The sequence below is a fragment of the Aliidongia dinghuensis genome (assembly GCF_014643535.1).
In the GTDB taxonomy this organism is placed as follows: domain Bacteria; phylum Pseudomonadota; class Alphaproteobacteria; order ATCC43930; family CGMCC-115725; genus Aliidongia; species Aliidongia dinghuensis.
In genome coordinates, this window is sequence record NZ_BMJQ01000005.1 from 1 (window position 1) to 23,998 (window position 23,998).

Below are 23,998 nucleotides of genomic sequence, written 5' to 3' on the forward strand. Positions count from 1 at the left end.
GCTCCGTCGCGCGTGGAGGCACTGCGCGTCGCGCTCGGGCCCCTCCTATGGACTACCGGGACAACCCGCCATCAGGGGGTCAACATTGGACGCCGATCGGGGGTCAAGATTGCGCGCCGGTTGACACAGAAGGGGGTGCGTCGGCGACCGCCGCGCCGATCAGGGGGAATGCCTTCCCCTCCAGGCTTTCCAGATTGCGATCCAGGTACTTCCAATTGGCGGACCGTTGACTTCCAATCAGCCGATACCGATAGCCAGACCCGATTTGGGCGATGATCCGACAGTCCGGAGGGGCAGAGGAACGCGCACTCTCGGCTCTTAACGGGATCTCGCAAGTTGTAGGCGGAGCGCTTCATACTCTTGGCAGAGTGCAATGTAGCGTGCGTCTAGTTCGGCAATATGGGATCGCCGCTCATCTGGATTCATTGTCGCGGCGGGCGTGGCGGCCTCCATGTAGCGAGCCGGTGAAAATGAGCAATTCGCGGGGTCCAGCTCTTCAAACGGAAGGACCCTCGAAAATCCCACATCGTCTCCCCATCGACGGTAACGTGACGTGATCCGCTCAATGGCCTCATCATCCAATACGGCTCGGTTGCCCTCGCGCCGTCCCAACTTCCGTGCATCCAAAAGGAGAATTCGGCCCTTCTGATCGTCAGGTTTGCGACGATTTAAGACGAGAATCGCAGTTTCAATCGTTGTCCCTGGAGCGAACACACGTTCCGGTAGTCCGAGGATGGCCTGAACGGAATCGTTCCGAACGAGGGCTTCGCGCAATTTCTGATCAGTGCCGCCGCGAGACAGGAATCCGTTGGGCACGATTATGGCCGCTGCTCCAGAATTTGATAGGCTGGCGAGAATTTCTTGGACATGGGCCGTTTCGCTGGACAGTCGGCCCACGAGCCCGCCGACCAAATTGCTCGTGCGCCGGGACAACCGTGATGCCGTATTGGGATCGAGGGCCATTCCGAACGGAGGATTGGTCAACACAAGGTCAAATCCATCCTTCGGGGCGAGCCGAGAAAATGCTTGATCTGCCAGGGTGTTGCCGATCGCCAGCTTGATATGCCTTTCACCACGGATCAGAAAGCGCATTTCGGCCCATGCCCATGCCTCACTGTTCATTTCCTGACCGAACAGTGCCGCGTGGCCGATCTGTTCGGCGGCTGCCGCTAGAAAGCCGCCGGTTCCGCATGCTGGATCAAAAATGGTCGTGGGTGAGCGATCGGAAAAGAGCGACGCGACAAGCCGCGTGAGTGAGGAAGGGGTATCGTGATGGTAGGCAAAGCCAAGTTCATCGAGCTTTGCCTCAAACCATTCCGGGAACCCTTCGACAGGCCAATTCTCCGATGCGATCCGGAGCCAATCGGTTAGAATGGCTGGCTCTATGCTCGACAGACCCGAGAGAAGATGCTGGCTCAACGGCTTTGTCTGCAGTCCTTTGTGCCTCTCAATGACTTCGGCCAACCTTAGAGCGGCGCTTGAGGGTTCGTCGATGGTATCGGGCAAAGATAGCTGATCGTGCCGCTGGAGGTAGATAAGGCCGAGCAGCGTCAGCGAGTGTTTGAAGGCTTGATATTTGGATGCACGACCGATGTCGGCCATGCGCTGCAACCGGTGCTCCCATTCCCTACGAGAGTCGGCACCTTTTGCGTGCTCAAATCGCATGTGCAGCGCTCATATACTGCGCGACCATTTCCATCGCCTCATCCTGACGGAGTCGAGCACAATTGACTGCAGTGCGATATTGCTCTTCTGCGACGGTTATGAATCGGACCAGATCGGACTGGATGCTGTTAGGCGGGAGAGGGATTGGCAATTCCTCCAAATCTCGAATATTGAGTGCCGATTGGGCCGTGCTCGTAACCCGGCTCAGAATCCGAGCATGGGTTGCCGGCTGGCGCAAATAAGCCCAGAGCAGTTCCGGCCGTAGGGCTGCGGCTTGGCCAAGGCGGACGATTATAAAGTTAGCGCTCGCGACGGCTCCCCAATGAGATTGCGGGACGACGGCGCATTTCATGAGCGTCCCTCGTGCGCTGACCAGAACATCGGCGGGACGCAGACGTTGCCGACCGTTTTGAGGGGTATCCGGGAAGCTGATCTGCTCCAGCTGGTCGACAGCCGAGAGCATGCCATCAATGACATCCTTCACGTGAATGATTGGGACCGTGCCGGCCCCTTGCGGCGTCTTCGGGAGGCGGCCCACGTTCACACCCATAAATAGGGTCTCGGCGATATTTTTGAGCATAACGGGCGGCGACCGGTCTTCCATCATACCAACCTACGGCAAAGGCCTGTTCTGCAGTATCAGGCGTACTGCATATTGACATACTCCAGATACTGCTGCAATCATCCCGTTGGCTAATGGTGGATGGACAGCAGCATGATCCGACGTCCGAAAGACCAATTTGGCTTGAACCTTGTCTGGGGCGAGCTGGAGCTGGTCGTAAAAATCAAAGGCTTGCGGGCGTTTCTCCGCTCGATGCTCCCGTTTCGGGGCATCGAATAAACGTTGCCTTGGGCAAGGTGAAGATATGAAGCGGTCGGCGGATTGGCTGGAGCGTGCTGTGTTTCGAGGCGCTGCCGGCGGAGCCGTCGCGCGGGGCGGGATCTATGTGGTCGCCGAAAGAATGTACCCAAGGAAGATCAGTGGGAGTTTCTTGGCAAGCGAAGCCACTGGACATAGATGTCTAGGGATGGCCTTGAATTTGCGATCCTCCCGGCGTATATGTGGCTTGCAGGAAGTCCTGTAGGCGACTTGCCCGGCCGTGTGTTTGGCAAGCGCCGTGGTTACCCGAGGCCCAAAGCTCCGGTTGCCGACCACAGACTTCCTCCTTCTTACTAGAGCCGCCTTCGGGCGGCTCTCTTCGTTTCAGGGCATCTGAATTCCGTAGAGCTCGCTCAGCGTCTTGGCCCTGATGGTGCCTCGGTTGATCCATTTGCGCGAGTAGCCGACGACATCGGCGAGCTGGAGCAATCGCGAGGCGGCGGAATCGATGGTCGCCAGCCGGTTGACCGCTCGGAACCGGCCGTCGTGCGCCCGCGACCGCTCGATCTCCGCCCTGAAGTCCGGATGGTCGTTATGGTGATTCTGGTCGGTGATCACCTCGACGTTCCCAATGGTATCCCGGCCGAGAACATCCCGCTGGAACCGCTTCAGGCCGATCTTCACGGTCTCGACCACGGCCTGGGCGTAGATGATCGGCCCGCTCCCCTCCCGCGGCGCGATCTTCTGATTGATCAATACGATCCGGTCCCTTGGCGCTTCCGTCCAGAAGCGGCGGAGCAGGCCTTGGAGGTACAGGTCGTCAAGATCGGCGGCGTGGATCTCGTTGGCGTTCGGCTCGAGGAGGCCGGTGAAGCAACGGTCGACTCGTCCGGCATCGCGGGCAAGCACCACCACGGCACCGAGGTACAGGTCCCCGGCGCCGGCGGTTCCGTACTCGTCGACGAAGCAGAGCACTTTCTTGTTAAGAGCGGTCGTCACGCTGTCACCGGCCTTTGCCGTCCCTTACCCATCAGGTCGTCGCGGTTGTCGGTGAGGCCTTGGCCGCAGGTCGGTAACCAGGCTTGGCGACCGCCTTCCGGCGCGCCTTTGCTTCCTCAGCTACTTCGCGGAATTGCGGCTCAAGCGTCTTCAGCTTTTCCACCAAGCCGGTGAGGTCATACTCGTTCGAGATCTTGCCGCGTCGGCTGACCTTGCGCTCGATCCGCTTGACGAAGCCCGCCTTCTCCAGGTCGGCAATATGCCGCTGCACCTGGCGCTCGCTCAAGGCGAGGCGGTCGGCAAGGTCCGCTTTTTTCGGGAAGGGCTTGCGACCCTGGTCCCACCAGAAGTCGGCGAGCTGCAGCAGCACCGCGAGTTGCGTCGGGTTGAGACCGAGCCGCCGCTGGGCGCGGAAAATCAGGGACGGCAGGACGCAGAAGCCGAGTGCCATCACGTCGGCGCCCCACTTTTTCTCGGATTGCCGCGTAGTCTTTGCCTTGCCCGCCGGCTTGGGGGTGACTTCGTCGTCATCTGTGCTAGTATCGTCGCTCATCGGGGAGCCTCATTTCGTCGAGTGCTTGAGCGACAAAGTGTTCTTCTCCGACAGGGATATCAATGGTGGCCGATTGGTCGCTGATGTCCGGTGCGACCGGACGTCCATGTCTCTTCAGGACCGGATGCGGATGTCCTGACATAAGCAGGACGCACGGTAATCCGGATTAACGGGCAACCGCGGATAACGTAGGACGGTAGGCGACCGGACACGGATGACCTGTCGAATTTGCGGTCTGTGCTGTCCGAAGCTCCCCGGCCTATGTCGTGTTTGTCGGCTAGGCGGCGGTCTGACCGACGGTTTGCGCCAACAGCTCCCTCAGCCGCGCCGCCTCTGGCCCATCCTCGGTGAGCTGGCGGGCCACGACCCGGAGGAGTTCCTCATCTCCCTTGGTCTTGGCGCTCTCGCGCTTTGCAGTCCGTGCGGGTTTTTCGTTCGGCTTACCGGCAAGAGCAGCCGCGAGCTTCCTCGTCACGCGGTTCGCGGCGCGCCGCGACGGATCATTTTGCACATGGGCATAGATCGCCGTGGATCTCGGGTTGGAATGGCCGAGAATCGCCCCGGTCAAGGCGAGCGCTTCACCGTTTGATATCGACGTTGAACCCATGGTGTGGCGCAAGGTATGCGGGGTGATACCGACCAGCTTCGCTTTCGCGATCGCCTTCCTCCAAACGCCCTTGATACCTTGGTAGTGTCCATCGCCGCGTTCGGCCGGGAACACGAATTCGGAATCACTTGATTGCTCGAGTAGGCTACGCAGAAGTGCGATGGCCGCCGCGCCAAGTGGCCGGACCGACTTTCCCGTCTTGCTGTCATCGAATTCGAGGAGGCCCTCGTTCAAGTTGACCTCTGACCGCTTCAATGCCGCGATCTCGTTGCGGCGGCAGCCGGTAAGCGCCCAAAGGCGAGCAATATTGAGCGCCTTCGAGTTGGCCCCTTCCTGCTCGAGTTCCTCAAGCGCAGCGCCGAGCTGGGACACCTCTTCGAGGGTTAGGAAGCGCTCTCGTTGATTGTCGGTCTTTCGGACAGCGGCGGTTTCGCAGGGGTTACGCGAAACAATCTCGCGACGCACGGCGAAGCTGAAGACAGCAGAGAGGTCGCGCACGACTTTACGCGCGATGCCCTCCCCACCGCGGACTATGATGCGCTTGCGAGGACCCACCTTCTCGTCACGAGCGGTTTTGCCGGCCGTGATGTCGCGGACCATTCGCTCGACGTCGCCGGCATTGGTCTCTGTGACCCGTTTGTGCCCGAGGAGGGGCTCTACGTGATTGCGGAGCCGGGCCATCGTGAACTGCTTGGTCAGCGGCTTCATCGGCATGCCCTGGCGCTTACCGCGCTGGATGACGCAACCTTCCTCCTCATAGAGGTCAAGGAGGCCTTTGATTTTCATCTCGGCGCGCTTTGCCCGCCGGTCGTCGGCTGGATCCTCGCCCTTCGCCACGCCACCGAGCACGACCTTTGCCTGCTTCCGAGCGGCGTCGGGTGTCAAAAGGCCATGTCGTCCGATCGTCACGAATCGCTGGGCGGCCGTCCGGCCACCACCCTCGGCACGATATCGAACGATAAAGGTCTTGGCGCCGCTCGTTTCGACCCGCAGGCCGAACCCCGAAAGCTCGCTGTCCCAAACGTAGTAGCGCTTGTCCTTCTTCTCGGCCGCATCGACCGTCCGCTTCGTCAGGAGGACTCCCACACGCTTAGCCATTACCTGCCTCCTACCGCTCCGCCAGGCGTTGGTCTTCTCGCTTTTGGTCAACACCTGGTCAACACCACGAGCGGAAAATCTGGACATAGCGTAGAGGGCTGTGGGATAGTCCGTCAATAGAAACTAATATAAATCAATGTGATGATAGGGGTGCGGGATACTGCAGGATAATCTTCGGATATATATCCTCAATCTTGCCAAGGTTGGGGTCGAGGGTTCGAATCCCTTCGCCCGCTCCAAATTTCCCTAGGGAAATCAGGACATTACGAGAGGGTCGCCGCGAGGCGGCCTTCGTCGTTTCTGGTGTGGTGTCCACCGTAGCGAAGATGGACACCATAAGCGTGTTCGCACTGCGAGCCGCGCATCATTGAAGTTCGGGCGTTCCCCATATATATTCCGACGTATCGGAAGGTTTTTTATGGAGGCCGTCATGAGCTCTGCTGCGGACATGCTGAAGCCGTCTGAGGCGGCGGTGGTCGCTCGCGTCGCGCTTCGGGACGTCAATCGGGTCATCGACGAGCACATCCTGCCGGAGGGGTTCTTCTCGCTCGATGACGGTCGGCGCGTCGCGGCGACCGCTTGCACGCTCATCGCGTTCTACTTCGATAGCGCCAAGCGCCTGACCTCGGAGGAGCGTCTGTTCGCTATCCGGGAAGCTGGGTCGCGCCTCTACAGATTCCGCACCCGCGCCCTTGCCTCGCTGGTCGAGGAGGATTGGATCGTGCGCGATGAATTCCTCACGATCGACCTGGCGCCCTTCGTCCGGCGGACCAATGAGCGCATGGAGCGTTTGGGGGCCGCCCGTGAGATCGTCCTATCCGATCCAGATGTGCTCGGGGGTGCGCCGATCGTTCGCGGCACGCGCGTCCCCGTTCATGACGTGGCCGCCTCAGTGGCGGCTGGCCTCCCGATGGATCGCATCCTTGCCGCCTATCCGTCCCTCGACACGGACAAGATCGAGCTTGCCGCCATCTACGCCGAAGCAAACCCTGCGCGGGGCCGCCCGAGGGCGACCGATGAGCTTCCCAAAGGCGCGGTCATCGTCGCCGAGCGGCGGGTCCCTCGCCGCAGGAAGGCGGGATGAAGTTTCTGATCGACGAGTGCCTGAGCCCCGAGCTGACCAAACTCGCGCATGCCAAAGGACATGGCGAGTCGTCCCATGTCGTTTGGCTCGGCCGGGCCGGCCTGAAGGACTGGGAGCTGAAACCGATCATTCTCGATGGGGACTGGACTTTCGTGACCAAGAACTCCGTCGACTTCCGCGGTCCAGCGGAACGACCGGGGGCAAAGGGCCAATACGCCGACGTCACCCTCCACGCCGGACTTGTCTGCCTCAACGGGCCGCCAGGTATGGATCTGGAGTTGCAAATCGAACTTTTCGAGCAGGCGCTCGACGAGCTTGAGGTCGACGCTGATCTCGTGAACCGGGTGTTGGAGATCACCTGGGAGGAGGATGCTCTCCACACCAGGCGCTATCAGCTTCCAGCGATTGAATCATAAAAGCTATTCTGTCGGGCGAAACGCAAAGGGCTTCAAATGAAAATAGCTCGGACAGTTCGGCCAATTCACTTCGAGGACTTTAGTGGAGCCGAGTTCGAGCGCCTAGTCTTGGCCTATCATCTTTGTGAAGGCTGGACTGACCTCGCGTGGTTCGGCCAAACAGGAAGCGACCAAGGTCGCGACATCATCGGACTCCGCCCCTTTGATGATCGGCCAGCCCAACGCACCGTCATCCAATGCGTCAATCGAAGCACGCTGGCCCAAGCCAAGGTGGAGAAGGACATGGCGGCCGCGGTCGGTGCTGCGACCGGGCAACCAGACGCATTCAAATTCGTATGCCGGGGGAGCGTTTCGGCCCAGCGCCGCGATGAAGTGCGTGCAGCCGCAGCCCGGCTTGGTGTCCGTGAAGTGACGATCTGGTCGGGCTCCGAATTCGAGGAATATCTGCGTCTGCGCGCTGAATTCCTCCTACGGCGTTTGGTAGATGGCGTCGCCTTTCCTGACGCCGAGGTGGAGCTGCGAGACTTTGTGGAGCAGTTTCAGGATATCGATGACGACCAAGCGTTGGCCATGCTCGCTCGGGCTTTCGACCGCCCGGCGTTTCGGACGCCTTTTCAACAAGAAAGTAATCTTCACGCCTTCCAACAAGCCATCGAGGACACAATTCGAGTCCTTAGCACTGGCATCTGGCAAACACGCGAGGGCGTCGAAATACATCGCGTTCCGTCGCTGCATCACATTCGCGACGTCCACGTTCGGCAGGCACTCGAGCTAACGGTCCGCGAACTCGATCAGCTCCGTCGAAATTTCAAAGCGCTGCTCGCCACCGGCGAAATCCGACACTGTGGCTGCGGCGATCCCTCGTGTCCGACCTTTATGCTCACCCATCGGGCCACGAACGAGATGGACCGAGCGCGAGAGCGGGTGCTAGCAGCATTTCGCAAGCCATATCCAGCCTTCACGGTGGTGATAGAATGAAGCTGCGCGGCGCCATTTCTTTTCGGAGCATCGCCACCGATCATCTCGCCAAGGCGAAGATCCTGCTCGATGGCTCGAACCGCGATCTGAACCTCGTCCGCAGCGGGTGCAGGAAGATCTACTTCCTCAATCTCGAGAACATTGGCTTCTCCATGTCCGCGGAAGCGTAAAGCTCAGGGTCATAACTAACACTTTCATTATACATCTACTTCAAATGATGGTAAAATGTGGCAGGATGTATTCGGCAAGCTCATCGATCAGCTCTGACGTGGGTCGCCGGGACATTTTCAAGTTCAGCGCAACATGCGATACACCCTGGTCCTGTTGCCTTCTCCACAAGTCGATAAGCACTTTGCGTCCGGCAACCAAACCGCGGCCATGGCGCAGCGGTGCATCGGGATTTCGATCAAGATCGAAGAACGTCCCATAGCCGTAGGGCTTGAAGATCTTGCCTGGTATGGCGGCCTGCCATTGCTCGATAACCGCCGCCAGGCGATTGAAATCGCTCTGATGCCAGATCCAGCCATCCATATGCTCGGCCAGCCACTCAACGCTTTGCCCCGCACGTCCGATGGCCAACGTCGGTAATCGCGGTCCGACGGGTTTCGGCACGAGGTCGAGATTACCGTCTAGCCGACCAAAGAATTGCGATGTGTGAATAGGCCACGATTGCTCCGTCGTCGTCCGTATCAGGGCGTGAGCGTCCCGGAACCGCTCGGCACGCGTCTCGAATTCAATGCCGAAGGCCGGATACTCAATCGGCCGGTCGCCGCTCGACAGACCGAGCAGAAAACGGTTGCAGGTTAGATGGTCGAGAGTTGTGGCCTGTTTTGCGACGGCTATAGGGTCGCGCAAGGGCAGGACGATACCGGCGGTGCCTATGACGATCTGCTTGGTCTCCGCGGCCAGCCAGCCAGCATAGACCATGGGGTCGAAGACTTGACCTAAATCGCCGAATGACGGGTCGAAAAACGGGACGTCGCGCAACCACAGCGCCGAGAACCCGGCTTGATCGACCTTGCGCGCGAGCACTGCGTGATCTCGCATGGTAGGTGCCGGCGTATCGGGATAGCCCTCGAGCGGAGCGATGAAGCCGAAAGTCAGGTGACCCTGCTTGAACACGCGGGAATAGCCGCGATGGAAACCTGCATCAGCGATGGCGTCGCGAGCATCGTGCACGTTCGCGGCAGGGGATACGGGTTCACTCAGGTTTATGTCTACTGTCATCATCCAGTCCTCAAGCGCGCCTGTTCTCCGCGCCAAGCCGACTGTATCGCTCCCATCTGTTTCCAATAACACGAGCTGACTTGATCTCACTGTTGCGCATGATGATAACAGTGCGATGGAATGCGCTATTGGGGCTCAGAGGGCGAGATGGATTTTGTGCAGCAGTTGAAAGTCTTCATCGCCGTCACCGAGAATTCGAGCTTCGCGCGAGCGGCCGAGTCGTTGCGCATGACACGGCCGAGCGTCACCAACGCGGTCAACAATCTGGAAGCACGGATGGGTGTGCGCCTGCTTCAGCGGACGACGCGACGAACGAGCCTGACCGGCGAAGGCGAATTGCTATACGAGAAGGCGACGCAGCTTCTTTCCGATGTCGCCGGCGCGGAAAATCTCTTCGGGGGTGCGGGCGAAGCGCCACGCGGGCGTCTCCGGGTCGACATTCCCGTGGCCATCGCCAAGCCCCTGATTATCCCCCATCTTGCCGACTTTCAGCGGACCTATCCCGGAATCGATATTATCCTGGGGGTGAGCGACCAGCCAGTCGACCTCCTGGCGGAAGGCATCGACTGTGTGCTGCGGATCGGCGATCTGCCGATCAGCAGCATGGTCGGGCGGGTCGTGGCGTCCATGGCGATGGTGACCTGCGCGGCACCCAAATATCTAGCGGAACGCGGCATACCGGAGTCGGTCGAGGATCTTTTGGACCATAAGGCGGTCAATTATTTCTCCGGGCGCGGCCATCGGGCAATCGTCTGGCATCTTCCAGGCAGCGGCGTCGAGCGCGCCATGAAGATGAAAAGCGCGGTTATGGTCAACGACACCGAGGCTTTTGTAGCGCTTGCGCTTGCAGGGCACGGCCTCATTCAGGTCCCCGGTCTGGTCGTCGCCGATCATCTCGAGGCTGGGCGACTGATCGAGGTGCTTCCCGAAATGAAGAAAGTTCGGCGTCCTCTGTCCGTCATGTACCCGAACCGCCAATATCTCTCCACGCAAGTTCGAGCCTTTATCGAGTGGATAACCGAATTGGCGCGCGCAAATCGTGGCCCATGGTTAGAGGCGCCGTAGGAGCGAGCAACGACCGGCAGCTAGCCAAGCTTGCGCAGGTGCGATGCCAACGCATCCACGAATACCCTGACCCTGCGCGGGATGTACCGATTTGACTGATAGATGGCATGAACAGGTTGGGCCTCATAACGCCAATCCGGAAGAACGCGCTCAAGCGCGCCGCTCTCCGTCAAACGCGGCAGTAGCAACTCGTGGACGAGCCCTACGCCGATGCCCGCGGAAATCGCCTCGGTTACCATCTGCGAATTATCGGACCGCATTATCGGATTGACCGCCACCTGCTGTCGGGTGCCGTCCTTATGAATGAGCGTGAATTGTTCCCCGCCCCGAATACCCGCATGCGCGATGTAGGCGAGTTTCACCAAATCCGAGGGCGAAGCCGGTCGCCCCATTCCATCGAGATAAGTCGGTGTCGCCGCGAGGCAGCGCTCGATCGTTCCGATATATCGCGCGACGATGCTGGGATCGTTGACGGTGCCCAACCTGATCGCAAGGTCGAAGCCTTCCGCCACGATGTCTACAAACCGGTCGGACAGGGAGACGTCCAGTCGAATATCCGGATAGGCTTGAGCAAATTCGAAGAGAAAGCCGCCTAGCAGACTGCAACCGAAATTAACCGGGGCGCTGATTGCGAGCCTGCCGGACATTGCATTCTCCTGCTCAGAGACTGCGGCATCGGCTTCCGCGAGGGCTTCGAGAACCAGTTTCGCATCCGAGAGATAGCGGACACCGGCTTCCGTCAGTGAAAAACGTCTGGTCGTGCGATCGATCAGCCGGACGCGCAGGTGCGATTCGAGCATCCGCACCTGTTGGCTGATGGCGGATTGGCTACGCCCCAAATCCCGTGCGGCGTCGGAGAAGCTGCCGATCTCGGCGACGCGGACGAAATAGGAAAGTGCAGTGAACTGATCCATAGTGTCTCATTTATAAGATGATCCGATATATGATATCAAAATTCGGCAATTTCATCGAATATAGCAATATGTTAGCAAGAGTGGGTCACGCTCGATAGTCGGACCCGCGACCGACGCTCCATCGGCATGGTCCCAGTCGACGGAGACTTGGTCGCTTTCAACTGAGCCATCAGCGACGAGGTTCAGGTCTTCGGTTTTCGCGTGCGCATCAAGTGGATATCGCGCAATTCGAAAGGAAGAAGAATGGCCGCCTTTGTTGTCGTCGAGATGGAAGTGAAAGATCCAGCCGCGAAGGATCGCTATTCGAAGGCGGCAGGGCCAACCATCAAGGAATTTGGCGGCGAGTTTGTCGCCGCCGGAGCCTGGACACAACTCGCCGGTGATCCCGGCCTGAAGAATGGCGGCATCATTCGCTTCGAGAGCCGTGAGCAGGCGCTCGCCTGGTACAACTCTCCCTCCTATCAGGCCGCCTTGGCAGACCGCGACGCGGGCATGACCTGTCGCTTCCACCTGATCGGCTGAAGCTTCCTCAATTGCTCGCATGCTCGGCGTCAAGCCTGAGCATCATCATAAAATTACTGGGCCGGGGGCGCGCCTTGACCGACATTTCCAGCAAGCCTGTTATCTTCATCACGGGAGGCACCGGGTATATAGGCGGCTCCTTCCTCCATCTCATGACGTCGCGGGAGTACGTGCGCGACTACACTATAGCGGCCCTGGTCCGGCGCGAGAGTGACGCAGAATTGATGCGAGAGCTCGGGGTGGAGGCCGTCGTTGGGAGCCTGGACGACGGCGACCTTTTGCGACGGGAATCGGCGCGTGCGTCCATCGTCTTCAACACGGCCGACTGCGATCATCAGCCGAGTGCGAGAGCGATCGTCCAGGGGCTTTCAGAGCGCGCAGCGGCAACGAAAACACGCCCGATCCTGATCCATACATCCGGCGCCGGCGTGCTCTCCACCAATTCCAAGGGGACGGGCGTCTCGCTCGATAAGGACCCGACCGCCGCTCTCCTTTGGGATGACGCAGACGCAGCGGCGCATGCCGCCATTCCAGCCTACGCTCCGCATCGACTGGTGGATCTGGAAGTATTCGCGGCCGCCAAATCGGGCCTCGTCAAAACATATCTGGTCGTGCCGCCCACCGTGTTCGGGCGGGGCCTCGGACCGTTTGCTGAAAACCGCATGTCGATCCAGCTTCCGCGCCTGATCTATCAGTCGTTGGCGCACCGCCGCGCGCTCTACGTCGGCGAAGGAAAAGCACAATGGACCAATGTCCATGTCGCCGATCTGGCGGAACTTTACCTCGTAATTCTTGACGCCGCCGTGAGGGGCATCGCGCCCGAGGGGTTGGAAGGTCTCTACTACCCCACGTCGGAATACTTCACCTGGTCGGACGCCTCCGATCGGATCGGGCATGTGCTCTATGCCAAAGGACTCATCGACAGTCCGATCGCGACGACAGGCCTGCAAGCAGGCTGGTTCTGGGGCAGCAACGTGCGCACGAAATGCACCAACGGGGAAAAGCTCGGCTGGAAGCCCGTCCACGGCGGCACCAAGGAGATGTTGGCGGACATCGAATGGGACACCGCACTCGTGCTGCGCCTGGTCGCTTCAGGACGTGGAAGCAGGGAATCTCGTTCCAGCGCATAGCCGAGAAGCGGATGCCTGTGGTTCTTGCCAGACCGTCCAGCCCATTCCCGTTTCATTCGGCACCCGCAACGTGCTTGCGCGGCATAGCCCATGCCGTGGCCAGCGGCCGGGTTGGAGCGCTTGCCGGGCGGGCCAAGGCGCGGGTCTCGGCGTCGGCGGGATGCCCTACACCATGCGCGAGATGCGGGCCGAGAAGATGACGGTCTGGCGTTCCAACGCGCTCAATTGATCCCGATAATTTCGATATGGAAGGGACGAGACATGAAGATTCCACCGAACTATCAAGCCCCGGCAATCAACCGCAAAAAGATCGGGAAGTTTTCCGTCACGATGATCAGCGACGGCTTCCTCGATGTGACCTTTGATCTGCTCAGCGGCATCGATGGCGCGGCGGCGGGAGATCTGCTGCAGAAGCGAGGCGTGCCGGGCCTGCCGCGCATGAACGTCAATGTCTATGTGGTGCAGGACGAGACGCGCACGATCATGATCGATGGCGGAGCGGGCGGCATCAATGGTTGGGGCGGGCGCCTGCAGGTGGCCCTGGCGGCTGCGGGGATCGATCCGCTACAGATCGATACGCTTCTCCTGACCCACGCCCACCCGGATCATGTGGGGGGCTTGGCCGGTCCGTCGAGCACGCCTCTCTTCCGCAACGTCGAACGCCTGTTCGTTCATGAGGCGGAACTTGCCTTCTGGAACAACGAATCCATCCGGAGCGCGGCATCAGCCGGATTCCAGCCGTTCTTCGACGTCGCTCGGAACGTGTTCAAGGCCTACGAGCCGCAGCTCGTGCCGTTCTCGACCGAGGATCTGCTGCCAGGCATTCAGGCCGTGCCAATGCCGGGCCACACCCCTGGACATACCGGCTACTTGATTGCCGATGGCGGGCAGTCGCTATTTGTGTGGGGGGACATCGTTCATTTTCCCCATATCCAGGTCGAACGTCCCGAGGTCACGATCGCCTTCGACAATGCGCCGGATGAGGCTGCCTCTACGCGACGCAAGGTCCTCGATCGAGTGAGCCATGAAGGTCTGCTGGTGAGCGGCATGCACTTCAACCTGCCGGCATCTGCTCGGATCGAGCGTCACGGCCGGGGGTTCGTCCTGAACTACGAGGCCTGGTCCCCGGCGATGGATTGAGCGGCAGCTTCTCAGATATCACGACCTGGAGGTGATCCAGGCATTCGGAAATTATATTCGAACAGTTGAAATGAGAGGTTGGAAGTAGTGACTGAGAATATTGTCGCGGTAGTAACAGGCGCCAGTCGCGGCGTTGGCAGGGGGATCGCCATCGCCCTGGGGCGCCAGGGTGCAACCGTCTACGTTGCTGGAAGAACAAGCGTAAGCGGCACTCAGACTACTCCCGGAGGCGTTCCGGTGCCGGGCTCAATCTTCGAAACCGCGAGTGAGGTGACAAAGGCCGGCGGTAAAGGAATTGCTGTTGTTTGCGATATGGCAGACGATCGGCAGATCGAAGTCCTCTTTGAACAGGTGCGCCGCGAGGAGGGGCGACTGAATATATTGGTGAACAATGCGGCTTATCTAAGCGAAAGCATGTTTGTTAAGCCGTTCTGGACGTCAAAAATCGATCCGGCGACGATCTTCGACGTCGGGCTGCGGTGCCATCATGTGGCGACCTACTTCGCTGCACCTCTTTTGGTCGAGTCCGGCCACGGCTTGGTTGTCAATGTATCCTTCTTCTCCAACGCAAAGATTCACGACCCCTCCTTCTACGCATCAAAGGCGGGCCTAGACACACTCGCCAACATATATGCCGACGAGTTCAGGCCATTTGGCGTATTCGCCGTCTCTCTCTGGCCCGGCTTTACTGCGACCGAGAGGCTGCGAGCGGCTGCGGATGTGGACAAAGGCGTGCAGCAGCTCGAAGCGGCATTTGGCTTTGAAAGCCTGGAATATTCCGGTCGTATCATAAATGCATTGTATGGCGACCCTGATCTTCCTTCGCTTTCCGGCAAAACGTTGATTAGCGCGGAGCTTGGCGAGCGGTACGGTATCGTCGATGCGGACGGCAAAGTGCCGGGATCCCTGCGCGCTCATTTCGGTGGCCCGCCCCCTGCCTTCGATAGCCAGGCCTAAGAGGGAGTTGCTTGTGAAGGCTGTGACCTCAAGCCCGGCGTAACGAACTTCTGTGGAGGAGGCATAGGACTACACCTCCTCCGGTAAGCTTGCCTGATCAGAGGGTAACCACGACTTTTCCGAACTGTGCATTCGACTCGAGGTAATGAGTGGCGTCGACGATAGCTTCGAACGGGAAGGTTCGGGCGATTTGCGCCTTGAAATGACCAACGCTCAATCCGTGGCTGATAAACGCCTTGGCCCGTTCCAGCTTTTCGTCGTTGGCCGTCACCTCAATGAACTCGTAGCCGCGAATAATCGTGTGCTTCCCCAGCACATGAAGCACCGGCACCGGCGTCGTATCGTGGCTCAGTGCACCATAGATGATGACGACTGCATCCTTGCCGGTCGCTTTGACGATGTTCTCGAATTCCGGCCCACCGACAGGATCGAAGACAACACGAGCGCCGTGGCCGCCGGTGATCCGGATAATCTCCTGATAGATATCGTCCTGCCCGGTTTGCAGGACATGCGGCGCGCCCGCTGCCTTCAATTCCTCGACCTTCTCGCCCTTACGAGTGATCGCGATCGGTGTCGCTCCGACATGGCGGGCAATCTGCATCGCCGCCAGGCCAACGCTGCTGGAGGCCGCCGGGAGCACAATGAAGTCGCCCGCACCCAGGTTAGCGATGTCCAAAAGCGCACCCCAGGCGGTTACGAACGGCATCCAGGTAGCCGCGGCCGTTTCCCAATCCACGCCTTGCGGGTTCTTCACCACGGCGCGCGCCGGCGCGACCACTAGATCACCGTAAAGACCGTATTCGTCGAACATGAAGGCGGGGATGACGCTGACAGCGTCGCCATGCGCGAGGCCTTCGACATCGGGTCCTACCGCATCGATCGTACCAGACGCTTCATAGCCCAGCGTGGCCGGGAAAGCCGGCTCGATCACATACCGGCCCGAGCGATACATGCTTTCGGCGCGGTTCAGCCCAAGGGCGCGAACACGAATACGGACCTCACCCGCTTTGGGTTCAGGCGTCGGGACTTCATCGATCCGCAGGACCTCGGGACCACCTGTTTCGTGAAACCGGACATGGCGTGCCATTCGATTACTCCTATTGAATTTAGTGGCTTCGCTTTGGTCGCGCTCATGGCGAGAAATCTCTCTTCGCGATGGGCTGCGCCGAACCGCCGAAGATCAAATTAGGGCGTAACGCAGAAGCGATAAGCCACTCTTTAGCGATCTTATTGTTATATGGATTGGTAATAATTCGGCCGCTGCGAGAAAAGCTCTCAACGGGGGGTGCGCCATCGAAATGCTGTAGAAGTGCCGTACCGGCGCTTGCGTCGCCAGATCAATACGTCCGATCGCAACGACGTTCGTGGGATCGCCCGGATGATGCGGGTGGGCCTGTTCAAGCCGGTGCATGTAAAGACGCTGGCGGTCCAGGAGCAACGGATGCTGCTGACTACCCGCAAGCTCATCCAGCACAAGCTGTTGGACAGCGAGTGCGACATGCGCGGCAGGTTACGCTCGATGCGACGGCCGTGCTGGTCGAGCTTCTACCGCGGTTACTCCTAAGCCCCAGGGGGCAGATTGCGGCGTTTGCGAACGACGTCAATTACCGTGCCGTCTCGGTATTCAACGACGGCGACGATGCGCGCCGTGGGATCCACTTGGCGGCGCACTGTCGCTTCGGCCTGATCGGCTGCTAGGTCCCGCAGGCGTTCAATGTCGACCAGGGGGATGCCCGCTGCGGCAAGCCGCGCCCGCAGATCCGCCCGCTGGCGATTCACCGCCACACCCGCTTCGGTGACCACTACGTCAATTGTTTCCCCCGGAGTGGTTACGCATTCGACGGCATCTACGATCTTGGGATTGCCGCCTGCGACTATGCGTGTCGTGACCAACGCCAGCTTGGCACCTGCGGCCGTGTCGGCATGGCCGCCCGACCCGCCGATGATCGCGCCGCCGCCTACGGCCGTGACATTGACATTGAAGTTGAGATCGACCTCGGCTGCCCCCAGAACCATCACATCGAGCTGGTTCACCAGGGCGCCCTTCGAGGCAGGATTGGCGTAAAGCGAAGCGGACATCGCCAAATGCCCCTTGTCCTCGCGATAGGAGGCGACGGCCCCGAGGTCGAAGCACTGAACATCGAACAGAGTGCGGAAAAGTCCCTGCTTGAACATGGAGACGATGCCCTCCGTGACGCCACCGGCAGCGAAGCTGCCGATCACATGCCGGTCGCGCATGGCAACGGCGATGTCTTTGGCGACCGCTAGCGAGATGCCGCCAGCCCCGGTCTGAAATGAAAATCCATCCACGAGCAGGCCGGATGCCTCAATGACACGCGCGGCCATGGCGGCAATGGCCAATCCCGTAGGATCCTCGGTGACGCGTGTCGTGCCCGAGACGATCTTTGCCGGATCGCCGATCGAGTCCACACGCACGACGTAGTCGACCAGATCCTGGGCGATGTCGATCGAGCTCAGCGGAAAGTCCAACAGCGTATCGGTGATTGCCACGACGCGGTCGGCATGGCGGGCATCAACCATGGGGTATCCCAACACGCCACAGGCCGATTTTCCTTCCACCCCGTTGAGGTTGCCATAGATGTCAGCGGCCGGAGCCGCGACGAAAGCAACGTCGATGTGCAACTCGCCGGCTTCGATGGCCCGCGCGCGGCCGCCGTGGGTTTGCAGGACCGCCGGCGTCGGCAGCTCACCGGCGGAGATCGCCTTGGCAACCGGCCCTGTGATGTAGCTGGAGACGATCCGCGTCACCACGCCGCTGCGAATATGCTCGACAAGTGGAGCATGCACCGGGAACAGGGAGCTGGCTGCGACCCGGATATCGCGAAGGCCCAGCGCCGCGATTTCGCTCATCACTGCCCGCAGAACGTCGTCGCCGTCCCGCAAGTGATGGTGAAAGGAAATGGTCGCCCCGTCCTTCAGGTTGCAGGCCATGACCGCGTCTCGAATCGACGCTAGGCATTTGGTTTCACCGGGACGGATACTTCTGACCTGCGCTCCGGCGCGCTGGCTTTCACGAGGCGCAGCGAAGGCTCCGGAAAAGCGCCTCACCTCGCCGTAGCCATCAATGTAGGACGGGATCGACATCCGGCTGCCCACCTGCGTTGTCAGTGATCAGCGCATAGGTGACGATATTGCCGAACAGCCGTCCAATAGGCAGATTGCTCTTCTTTGATAGAAACAGCTTATGCGGCCGGACAACGCTTCGTCGGTCATCCAGCAGGTCGCTTAGAGCGCGCTGACGGGATCATCCGCTAACATTGAATCCTGCTTCGTTTCCTCCAGACAGCGGATGAAATTGCGTACGGCCGTCGTCATCAGCAAATCTGGTCCTTGTACCAGCGCCAGTGATGCGACAGGGACCGGCGCTGAGAGTTGGACGTAGGCGACCCCAGGCGCCCTGATTCGCCGCATCGACGCGGGGACGAGGGCGATGCCGACACCGGCTGCGACGAGGTTGACTGTCGACGCCAACTGCGGTGCTTCCTGGACAATAAGGGGACTAAACCCCGCCTGGCCGCAGGCAGCGACGATGGCGTCATAGAGCAGCCGGCCGTTCGTCCTCGGGTACACGATGAAGCGCTCTGCCGACAAAGCCGCAAGGTTGACGCAGGTTTCTCCAGCAAGCCGGTGCCTTGCCGGCAGGGCTACCCACAGGGCTTCGTCTGGCAGGAGTGTGCGACGCAGCCCCTCCATCTCGTCAGTTGTGGCTCGGATGAACGCCAGCTGAATCCGGCCTTCGCGGAGGAATGGCAGCAGTGCCGACGTGGCCTGCTCCTGGAGGTTCAACTCCATGTCGGGATAGGCATCCCGGAAGCGTCCGATGGTTCCGGTGACGATTGGATTGAACGACGCCGAGCTGGTGAAGCCGATGCGCAACTGGCCCAGCTCGCCCTTCGCGGCACGCTTGGCGGCCACCGCCGCCGCCTCAGACGCGGTCAGCGCGGCTTTGGCGTACGGAAGGAAAGCACGTCCCGCCTCTGTCAGCTCGACACCGCGCGTCAGCCGGTGAAAGAGCTGTGCCCCGAGCTCGTCCTCCAACTGGCGGATCTGCTGGCTCAATGCGGGCTGGGCAACGTTGACCCGTTGGGCAGCTCGGGTGAAGTGGAGCTCCTCGGCGGCTGCCAGGAAGTAACGGAAATGCCGAATTTCCATAAGCGCGACGCATCGGTTGTGGGCATTTGCCTTATTAGACCCTATCGGTCACGGCAGCTATCTTTTCTCCACAAGAGAGCCGCCCCAGCCGGCATCGGGAGAAAACGTCCTCCTTGCGACGCCACTGACCCCGTTCGCATGCATCATCGCGTGCCATCGGACCGGTCCGGCCGTCCGGCGCGACAGGCTCTCCCCGTGTTTAGAGAGGAGAACCCTGACATGCCCCGGCCCTGCAATTTCATTGGCGGGCATTGGACCGAGTCGTCCGGTGAGGCCACGCTGAACGTCTACGAGCCTGCAACCGGCGAGGTGATCGGAACGATCGCCGACAGCACACCCGAGGATGTCGATCGCGCCGTCCGGGCCGCCCGGGAAGCCTTCGACACCGGTGCGTGGGGCCGGACCACTGCACTGGACCGGAGCCGCCTGTTGACCCGCCTGGGAACGCTCATCCTCCGCGACGTTGACCGGCTGGCAGAGGCCGAAGCCCGGGACACCGGCAAGCCCGCGAGCGTCGCCAAGGCCGACACGGTCGCCCTCGCGCGCTACTTCGAGTACTACGGCGGAGCCGCTGACAAGCTGCACGGCGAGACCATTCCCTACCTCGACGGCTACATGGTCACGGTCGCACCGGAACCGCATGGCGTGACCGGCCATATCCTGCCGTGGAATTATCCCGCGCAGATGTTCGGACGCACGCTCGCGCCGTCGCTCGCGGTCGGCAACGCGACGGTGTTGAAGCCAGCAGAGGATGCTTGCGCAACCTCGCTCCTGCTGGCGGACCTTGTCACTGAAGCGGGCTTTCCGAATGGTGCCGTCAATATCGTGACCGGCCGGGGGAGTGTGGCGGGGGCGGCACTGGCGGCCCACCAGGGGGTCGATTTCATGTCCTTCACCGGCTCGCCGGAGGTCGGACAGATCATCCAGAAGCTGTGCGCCGATCATTATATTACCTGCACGCTGGAACTCGGCGGGAAATCGCCCCAGATCATCTTCGCCGACGCCGATCTCGACGCCGCCATCCCAGTGATCGTCAAAGCGATCATCCAGAACAGCGGCCAAACCTGTTCGGCCGGCAGTCGGGTTCTGATTGAGCGCAGCGCCTACGACGAAGTCATCACCCGCCTCAAGCAAGCCTTCGCCCGGGTCCGAGTTGGCGCGCCCGAGATGAATCTCGACTGCGGGCCGATCATCACCGCCAAGCAGCAGGCGCGCGTCCAGAGCTTCATCGACCGTGCCATCGCTGACGGAATACCGGTCCTTGCGCAGGGTGTGATCGACGATGGCGCGCCGGCGAACGGCTACTATGTGCGGCCGACGCTGTTCGGTCCGACGCCGCGCGAAAACGCCATCGCCCGTGAGGAGGTCTTTGGACCGGTTCTGGTCGCGCTGCCCTTCGACGACGAGGACGATGCCGTTGCGCTTGCCAACGGCACCGATTACGGCCTTGTCGCGGCCGTCTGGACGCGCGACGGCGCACGCCAGATGCGACTGGGCAAGCGCGTCCGCACCGGTCAGATGTTCGTAAATTGCTACGGCGCCGGTGCCGGCATCGAGCTCCCGTTCGGTGGTGCTGGCAAGAGCGGCCATGGGCGCGAAAAGGGCTTTGCTGCTTTGCGCGACTTCAGCAAGACCAAGACGATCGTGTTTCATCACGGCTGATGCTGTCCAATTACCCGGGAGGACGACCCCATGAAGCTTGAAAACAAGATTGCCATCGTGACCGGAGCGGCGAGCGGTTTCGGCGAAGCGATTGCACACCGGTTCGTCGAGAACGGCGCTCGCGTCGTGATCGCGGATCTGAATGCAGAGAAAGCTGCTGCTGTTGCTCGCGCGCTGAGAGGAGAGACAAGGGCGATTGCCGTGCGGACCGACGTCTCGTCGCGGTCCGACATTGACAAGTTGCTGGCGGAGGCGACGCGCTTTTTTGGAACGCCCGACATCATCGTCAACAATGCCGGCTACACACATAAGAACCGCCCACTACTCGAGGTGGACGAAGCCACCTTCGACCGGGTCTTTGCTGTCAACGTGAAGTCCATTTACCACATGGTCCATGCGGCCGTGCCAGCGATGCGTGACAACGGCGGTGGTGTGATGTTGAACGTCGGCTCGGTTGCGGGCATCCGCCCCCGTCCGGGCCTGACCTGGTACAACGGTTCCAAGGGCGCGGCGAACACGCTGTCCAAGTCACTGGCTGTCGAGCTGGCGCCCTGGAAAATCCGGGTGAACGCGATCTGTCCGGTCATCGGCGTGACGGGAATGCTCGAAGATTTCATGGGCATGCCGGACACGCCTGAGAATCGCACCAAGTTCCTGGGCAGTATCCCGCTCGGGCGGTTCTGCGAGGCGGACGACGTCGCTCAGGCCGCGCTCTACCTGGCAACGGCCGATTTCATCACCGGCATCGAGCTCCCGGTCGATGGCGGGCGGACGATCTGAGGGGGCGCAGAACGCAGCGGCAGCCATAAGCCCAGCTTTAGCTGCTCGTTGCAAGTTCACGGACTGATGCTCGACCTCGGTCTGCTGGCTATGGTCGGCAAGGCCGAACGCGGACCTGCGGCAATCGCGTCCATCAAGGCGCACCGGCGGGCCTATCTCAGTGCCGTAGGCGGAGCCGCATACCTCGTCTCCCGGGCCATTCGATCCAGCGCGTCATAGCGTTCAAAGACCTCGGCATGGAGGCGATCTACGAGTTTGCGGCACAGGACATGCCTGTGACCGTGGCAGTCACGCCAGACGGCGACAGCATCCATGCGTCCGGCCCCGGCACCTGGCGACGGCCCGTCTTTGAGACCTCCAGCGCAATCTGAGCCAGCTTCGCGGGACTGGCCGATCGTATGTCGGCCGATCGTGTGCCGGCCGGCGCGTGGTCGTCCTGAAGCTTTGTTCCCGCGGGCCCCAGGTCGATGCGGCGCAACAAAGAAGAGACAGCCCGCACGCCGCTCTGCACTTGGTCTCAGGCACCCATAAGCAGCGCCTATCGACTTCACGTCTGTTGGCTATTCGACCCCGCAAGTAAAAGCCCCTAGCTTTTCTGGCGTGCCGACCTGCTTGTCCCGGCACCTATCGCAAGTCAATGAACTGCCGTTACGGCTTAAATTCGGGAGGAAGTAATGGATGTAGTGCGATCTACTCCGTCTGTATCTGGCTCGACAATAGCCTTTGATCCGGAGCGTAGCTGGAGCCATCTGCAGATCTTCGCCGTCGGCATCTGTTTCGTTTTGAATATGCTGGATGGCATGGACATCCTCATGATGTCCTATCTCGCCCCGGCAATCGCCGGCTATTGGAACATCGGCGCGGCCGCGCTGGGTGTCGTATTTAGCGCGGCGCTTGCGGGCATGATGGTAGGTGCCCTTGCGCTCGCGCCGCTTGCGGACCAGTTCGGGCGGCGCCCAGTCATTTTGTGCTCGGTCGGTCTGATGGGCGTCTCCATGTTCGGCTGCGGGTTCGCCCCGGATGTGACGACCCTGATCGTGATGCGCTTTGTCGTCGGCTTGGGCATCGGCGCCATTCTGGCAAGCATGGCGGCGATTACCTCGGAGTATGCGCCAGAGCGACACCGGACCATTGCTGTTGCACTCCTCCAGGCTGGCTACCCCATTGGCGCGATGCTTGCCGGTCTGGTCGTCATTGCGGTGCTGCCTGGCTACGGGTGGCGTGTGCTTATGAGCGCCGCCGGTATCGGCACGCTTCTGCTGCTTCCCTTTGCGTTCGCGTTGCTGCCGGAGTCGTTGGAGTTCCTCGAGAAGCGACAGCCTCGGGACGCCCTGGCCCGCATCAACGCCCTCCGGCACAGGATGGGATGGTCGCCGTTGGTAGGCCTCTCGCAGATCGGGGAGCGCCGATCCGTCAAGCTCAGCCTCCTGTTCAACGAAGGCCAATGGAAGCAGACGCTCATCCTCTGGGCCGCCTTCTTCTGCTGCTATATGACTCTCTACTTCGCTATTGCGTGGGTTCCTCGCCTTGCCATCGAGGCTGGATTGGACCGTAGCCAGGCAATCATTGCAGGGACCATCTACAATCTCGGAGCGTTCGTCGGCGGTCTGGCTCTGTGCTGGCTCCTGTTCAGGTTCGAGACTCGCCGCCTTGTGCTGTTCCTGATGCTGGGCGGGGCAGTCTCGCTGGTGGCCTTCGGTGTGCCGATGTCGGTGGCCCTGACCCTCTTCGTTGCCTTCTGCATCGGCTTTACGGTGCAGGGCGGGTTCAACGGCCTCTATCCTTTGGTGGCCGCTGCGTATCCGGCACAGGTCCGCAGCACAGGGATCGGTTGGTGCATCGGGATCGGCCGCTCAGGCGCGGTAACCGGTCCCTTGGTTGCGGGCTGGTTGCTTGCTGCACAAACCCCGCTCTACTTGGTGTTCCTGATCTTCACCGTTCCCTTGCTCGCAACGGGCCTTCTCGTCAGCCTGGTGGGATTACGGGCGCCGGAGCCAATCATTGCGCAAGCCGTGATGGAGTAGCGGGATATCGGAGCCGTCCGCCCCATGTGCGCCATCACCTCGCCAGGATCGTGCGGCTTGCCACTATCTTGGCGAGCCTGGCGCAGGCGGTGCCGATCACTTTCGAGGCGGTGTGATCCTGCCTTTTCGGACTCTACGGTTACTTCAATCCAGGTCCTGTTCTCACAGATCACCACTCCACAGG

General features: G+C 60.7%; 22 protein-coding genes, 1 tRNA gene and 2 pseudogenes. 15 read left to right on the top strand and 10 right to left on the bottom strand.

The window, feature by feature from the left end; genetic code table 11:
* Nucleotides 1-318 precede the first annotated feature (318 nt).
* From IEY58_RS10475 to IEY58_RS10495, 5 genes are all read right to left on the bottom strand, one after another.
* Nucleotides 319-1,602, bottom strand: coding sequence for an N-6 DNA methylase (locus IEY58_RS10475; protein ID WP_229743674.1), 1,284 nt, complete (start codon nt 1,600-1,602; stop codon nt 319-321).
* Between the two features lie 52 nt (nt 1,603-1,654).
* On the bottom strand, nt 1,655-2,272 hold the full coding sequence (locus IEY58_RS10480; protein WP_189045413.1) for a restriction endonuclease subunit S: 618 nt from the start codon (nt 2,270-2,272) through the stop codon (nt 1,655-1,657).
* Between the two features lie 597 nt (nt 2,273-2,869).
* The gene (locus tag IEY58_RS10485) at nt 2,870-3,484 is read right to left on the bottom strand and encodes a DUF3800 domain-containing protein (RefSeq protein ID WP_189045415.1); all 615 of its coding nucleotides are present in this window, start codon (nt 3,482-3,484) and stop codon (nt 2,870-2,872) included.
* 31 nt (nt 3,485-3,515) lie between these two features.
* A complete protein-coding gene (locus tag IEY58_RS10490) occupies nt 3,516-4,037 on the bottom strand; it encodes a helix-turn-helix domain-containing protein (RefSeq protein ID WP_189045417.1) in 522 nt (173 codons plus the stop codon).
* A gap of 277 nt (nt 4,038-4,314) precedes the next feature.
* Nucleotides 4,315-5,742, bottom strand: a complete 1,428-nt coding sequence (locus tag IEY58_RS10495; protein ID WP_189045420.1) for a site-specific integrase — start codon at nt 5,740-5,742, stop codon at nt 4,315-4,317.
* A gap of 152 nt (nt 5,743-5,894) precedes the next feature.
* Here IEY58_RS10495 and IEY58_RS10500 point away from each other — a divergent pair.
* The 5 genes from IEY58_RS10500 to IEY58_RS10520 all read left to right on the top strand — a co-directional run bounded on the left by IEY58_RS10500 (nt 5,895) and on the right by IEY58_RS10520 (nt 8,390).
* Nucleotides 5,895-5,981 (top strand) — tRNA-Gly (locus tag IEY58_RS10500).
* A 179-nt stretch (nt 5,982-6,160) separates the two neighbouring features.
* A complete protein-coding gene (locus IEY58_RS10505; RefSeq protein ID WP_189045421.1) occupies nt 6,161-6,826 on the top strand; it encodes a DUF433 domain-containing protein in 666 nt (221 codons plus the stop codon).
* Nucleotides 6,823-7,242 carry a DUF5615 family PIN-like protein gene (locus IEY58_RS10510; RefSeq protein ID WP_189045423.1) on the top strand — a complete coding sequence of 140 codons (420 nt, stop codon included), beginning with the start codon at nt 6,823-6,825 and terminating at the stop codon, nt 7,240-7,242. The genes IEY58_RS10505 and IEY58_RS10510 overlap by 4 nt, the downstream gene beginning before the upstream one ends.
* A 36-nt stretch (nt 7,243-7,278) precedes the next feature.
* The gene (locus tag IEY58_RS10515; RefSeq protein WP_189045426.1) at nt 7,279-8,220 is read left to right on the top strand and encodes a restriction endonuclease; all 942 of its coding nucleotides are present in this window, start codon (nt 7,279-7,281) and stop codon (nt 8,218-8,220) included.
* Nucleotides 8,217-8,390 carry a hypothetical protein gene (locus tag IEY58_RS10520; RefSeq protein WP_189045428.1) on the top strand — a complete coding sequence of 58 codons (174 nt, stop codon included), beginning with the start codon at nt 8,217-8,219 and terminating at the stop codon, nt 8,388-8,390. Before IEY58_RS10515 ends, IEY58_RS10520 begins: the two co-directional genes overlap by 4 nt.
* 40 nt (nt 8,391-8,430) lie before the next feature.
* On the opposite strand, the gene IEY58_RS10525 is transcribed toward IEY58_RS10520, so the two are convergent.
* Entirely contained in the window at nt 8,431-9,450 is a 1,020-nt protein-coding gene (locus tag IEY58_RS10525; RefSeq protein WP_229743640.1) for an LLM class oxidoreductase, read from the bottom strand.
* Between the two features lie 144 nt (nt 9,451-9,594).
* On the opposite strand from IEY58_RS10525, the gene IEY58_RS10530 reads away from it, so the two are divergent.
* A complete protein-coding gene (locus tag IEY58_RS10530) occupies nt 9,595-10,512 on the top strand; it encodes a LysR family transcriptional regulator (RefSeq protein ID WP_189045430.1) in 918 nt (305 codons plus the stop codon).
* Nucleotides 10,513-10,532: 20 nt separating this feature from the next.
* Here IEY58_RS10530 and IEY58_RS10535 read toward each other — a convergent pair whose 3' ends face one another.
* The gene (locus tag IEY58_RS10535) at nt 10,533-11,426 is read right to left on the bottom strand and encodes a LysR family transcriptional regulator (protein ID WP_189045432.1); all 894 of its coding nucleotides are present in this window, start codon (nt 11,424-11,426) and stop codon (nt 10,533-10,535) included.
* 243 nt (nt 11,427-11,669) lie between these two features.
* Here IEY58_RS10535 and IEY58_RS10540 point away from each other — a divergent pair, with 243 nt between their 5' ends.
* From IEY58_RS10540 to IEY58_RS10555, 4 genes are all read left to right on the top strand, one after another.
* Entirely contained in the window at nt 11,670-11,948 is a 279-nt protein-coding gene (locus IEY58_RS10540) for a DUF1330 domain-containing protein (protein WP_189045434.1), read from the top strand.
* Nucleotides 11,949-12,022: 74 nt separating this feature from the next.
* Nucleotides 12,023-13,078 carry an NAD-dependent epimerase/dehydratase family protein gene (locus tag IEY58_RS10545; RefSeq protein WP_229743641.1) on the top strand — a complete coding sequence of 352 codons (1,056 nt, stop codon included), beginning with the start codon at nt 12,023-12,025 and terminating at the stop codon, nt 13,076-13,078.
* Between the two features lie 261 nt (nt 13,079-13,339).
* A complete protein-coding gene (locus IEY58_RS10550) occupies nt 13,340-14,218 on the top strand; it encodes an MBL fold metallo-hydrolase (RefSeq protein WP_189045436.1) in 879 nt (292 codons plus the stop codon).
* A gap of 87 nt (nt 14,219-14,305) precedes the next feature.
* Entirely contained in the window at nt 14,306-15,175 is an 870-nt protein-coding gene (locus IEY58_RS10555) for an SDR family NAD(P)-dependent oxidoreductase (RefSeq protein ID WP_189045437.1), read from the top strand.
* Between the two features lie 97 nt (nt 15,176-15,272).
* Here IEY58_RS10555 and IEY58_RS10560 read toward each other — a convergent pair whose 3' ends face one another.
* Nucleotides 15,273-16,262 (bottom strand): zinc-dependent alcohol dehydrogenase family protein, encoded by a 990-nt coding sequence (locus tag IEY58_RS10560; RefSeq protein WP_189045439.1) that lies wholly within the window; start codon nt 16,260-16,262, stop codon nt 15,273-15,275.
* A gap of 237 nt (nt 16,263-16,499) precedes the next feature.
* Here IEY58_RS10560 and IEY58_RS10565 point away from each other — a divergent pair.
* A pseudogene (locus IEY58_RS10565) lies at nt 16,500-16,694 on the top strand (IS110 family transposase); the annotation flags it as partial.
* Nucleotides 16,695-16,735: 41 nt separating this feature from the next.
* On the opposite strand, the gene citF reads toward IEY58_RS10565, so the two are convergent.
* Together citF and IEY58_RS10575 are read right to left on the bottom strand one after the other, a co-directional pair.
* A complete protein-coding gene (gene citF / locus IEY58_RS10570; RefSeq protein WP_189045443.1) occupies nt 16,736-18,280 on the bottom strand; it encodes a citrate lyase subunit alpha in 1,545 nt (514 codons plus the stop codon).
* A 141-nt stretch (nt 18,281-18,421) separates the two neighbouring features.
* Complete coding sequence (locus IEY58_RS10575) at nt 18,422-19,348, bottom strand: LysR family transcriptional regulator (RefSeq protein WP_189045445.1); 927 nt, start codon at nt 19,346-19,348, stop codon at nt 18,422-18,424.
* Nucleotides 19,349-19,567: 219 nt separating this feature from the next.
* Between IEY58_RS10575 and IEY58_RS10580 the strand changes: the two genes are divergently transcribed.
* From IEY58_RS10580 to IEY58_RS10595, 4 genes and pseudogenes are all read left to right on the top strand, one after another.
* A complete protein-coding gene (locus IEY58_RS10580) occupies nt 19,568-21,010 on the top strand; it encodes an aldehyde dehydrogenase family protein (protein ID WP_189045447.1) in 1,443 nt (480 codons plus the stop codon).
* Nucleotides 21,011-21,040: 30 nt separating this feature from the next.
* On the top strand, nt 21,041-21,790 hold the full coding sequence (locus IEY58_RS10585) for an SDR family oxidoreductase (protein ID WP_189045449.1): 750 nt from the start codon (nt 21,041-21,043) through the stop codon (nt 21,788-21,790).
* A 90-nt stretch (nt 21,791-21,880) separates the two neighbouring features.
* Nucleotides 21,881-22,161: pseudogene (locus IEY58_RS10590) on the top strand (fumarate hydratase C-terminal domain-containing protein).
* Between the two features lie 303 nt (nt 22,162-22,464).
* Complete coding sequence (locus IEY58_RS10595; protein ID WP_189045451.1) at nt 22,465-23,814, top strand: MFS transporter; 1,350 nt, start codon at nt 22,465-22,467, stop codon at nt 23,812-23,814.
* Nucleotides 23,815-23,998: the final 184 nt, after the last annotated feature.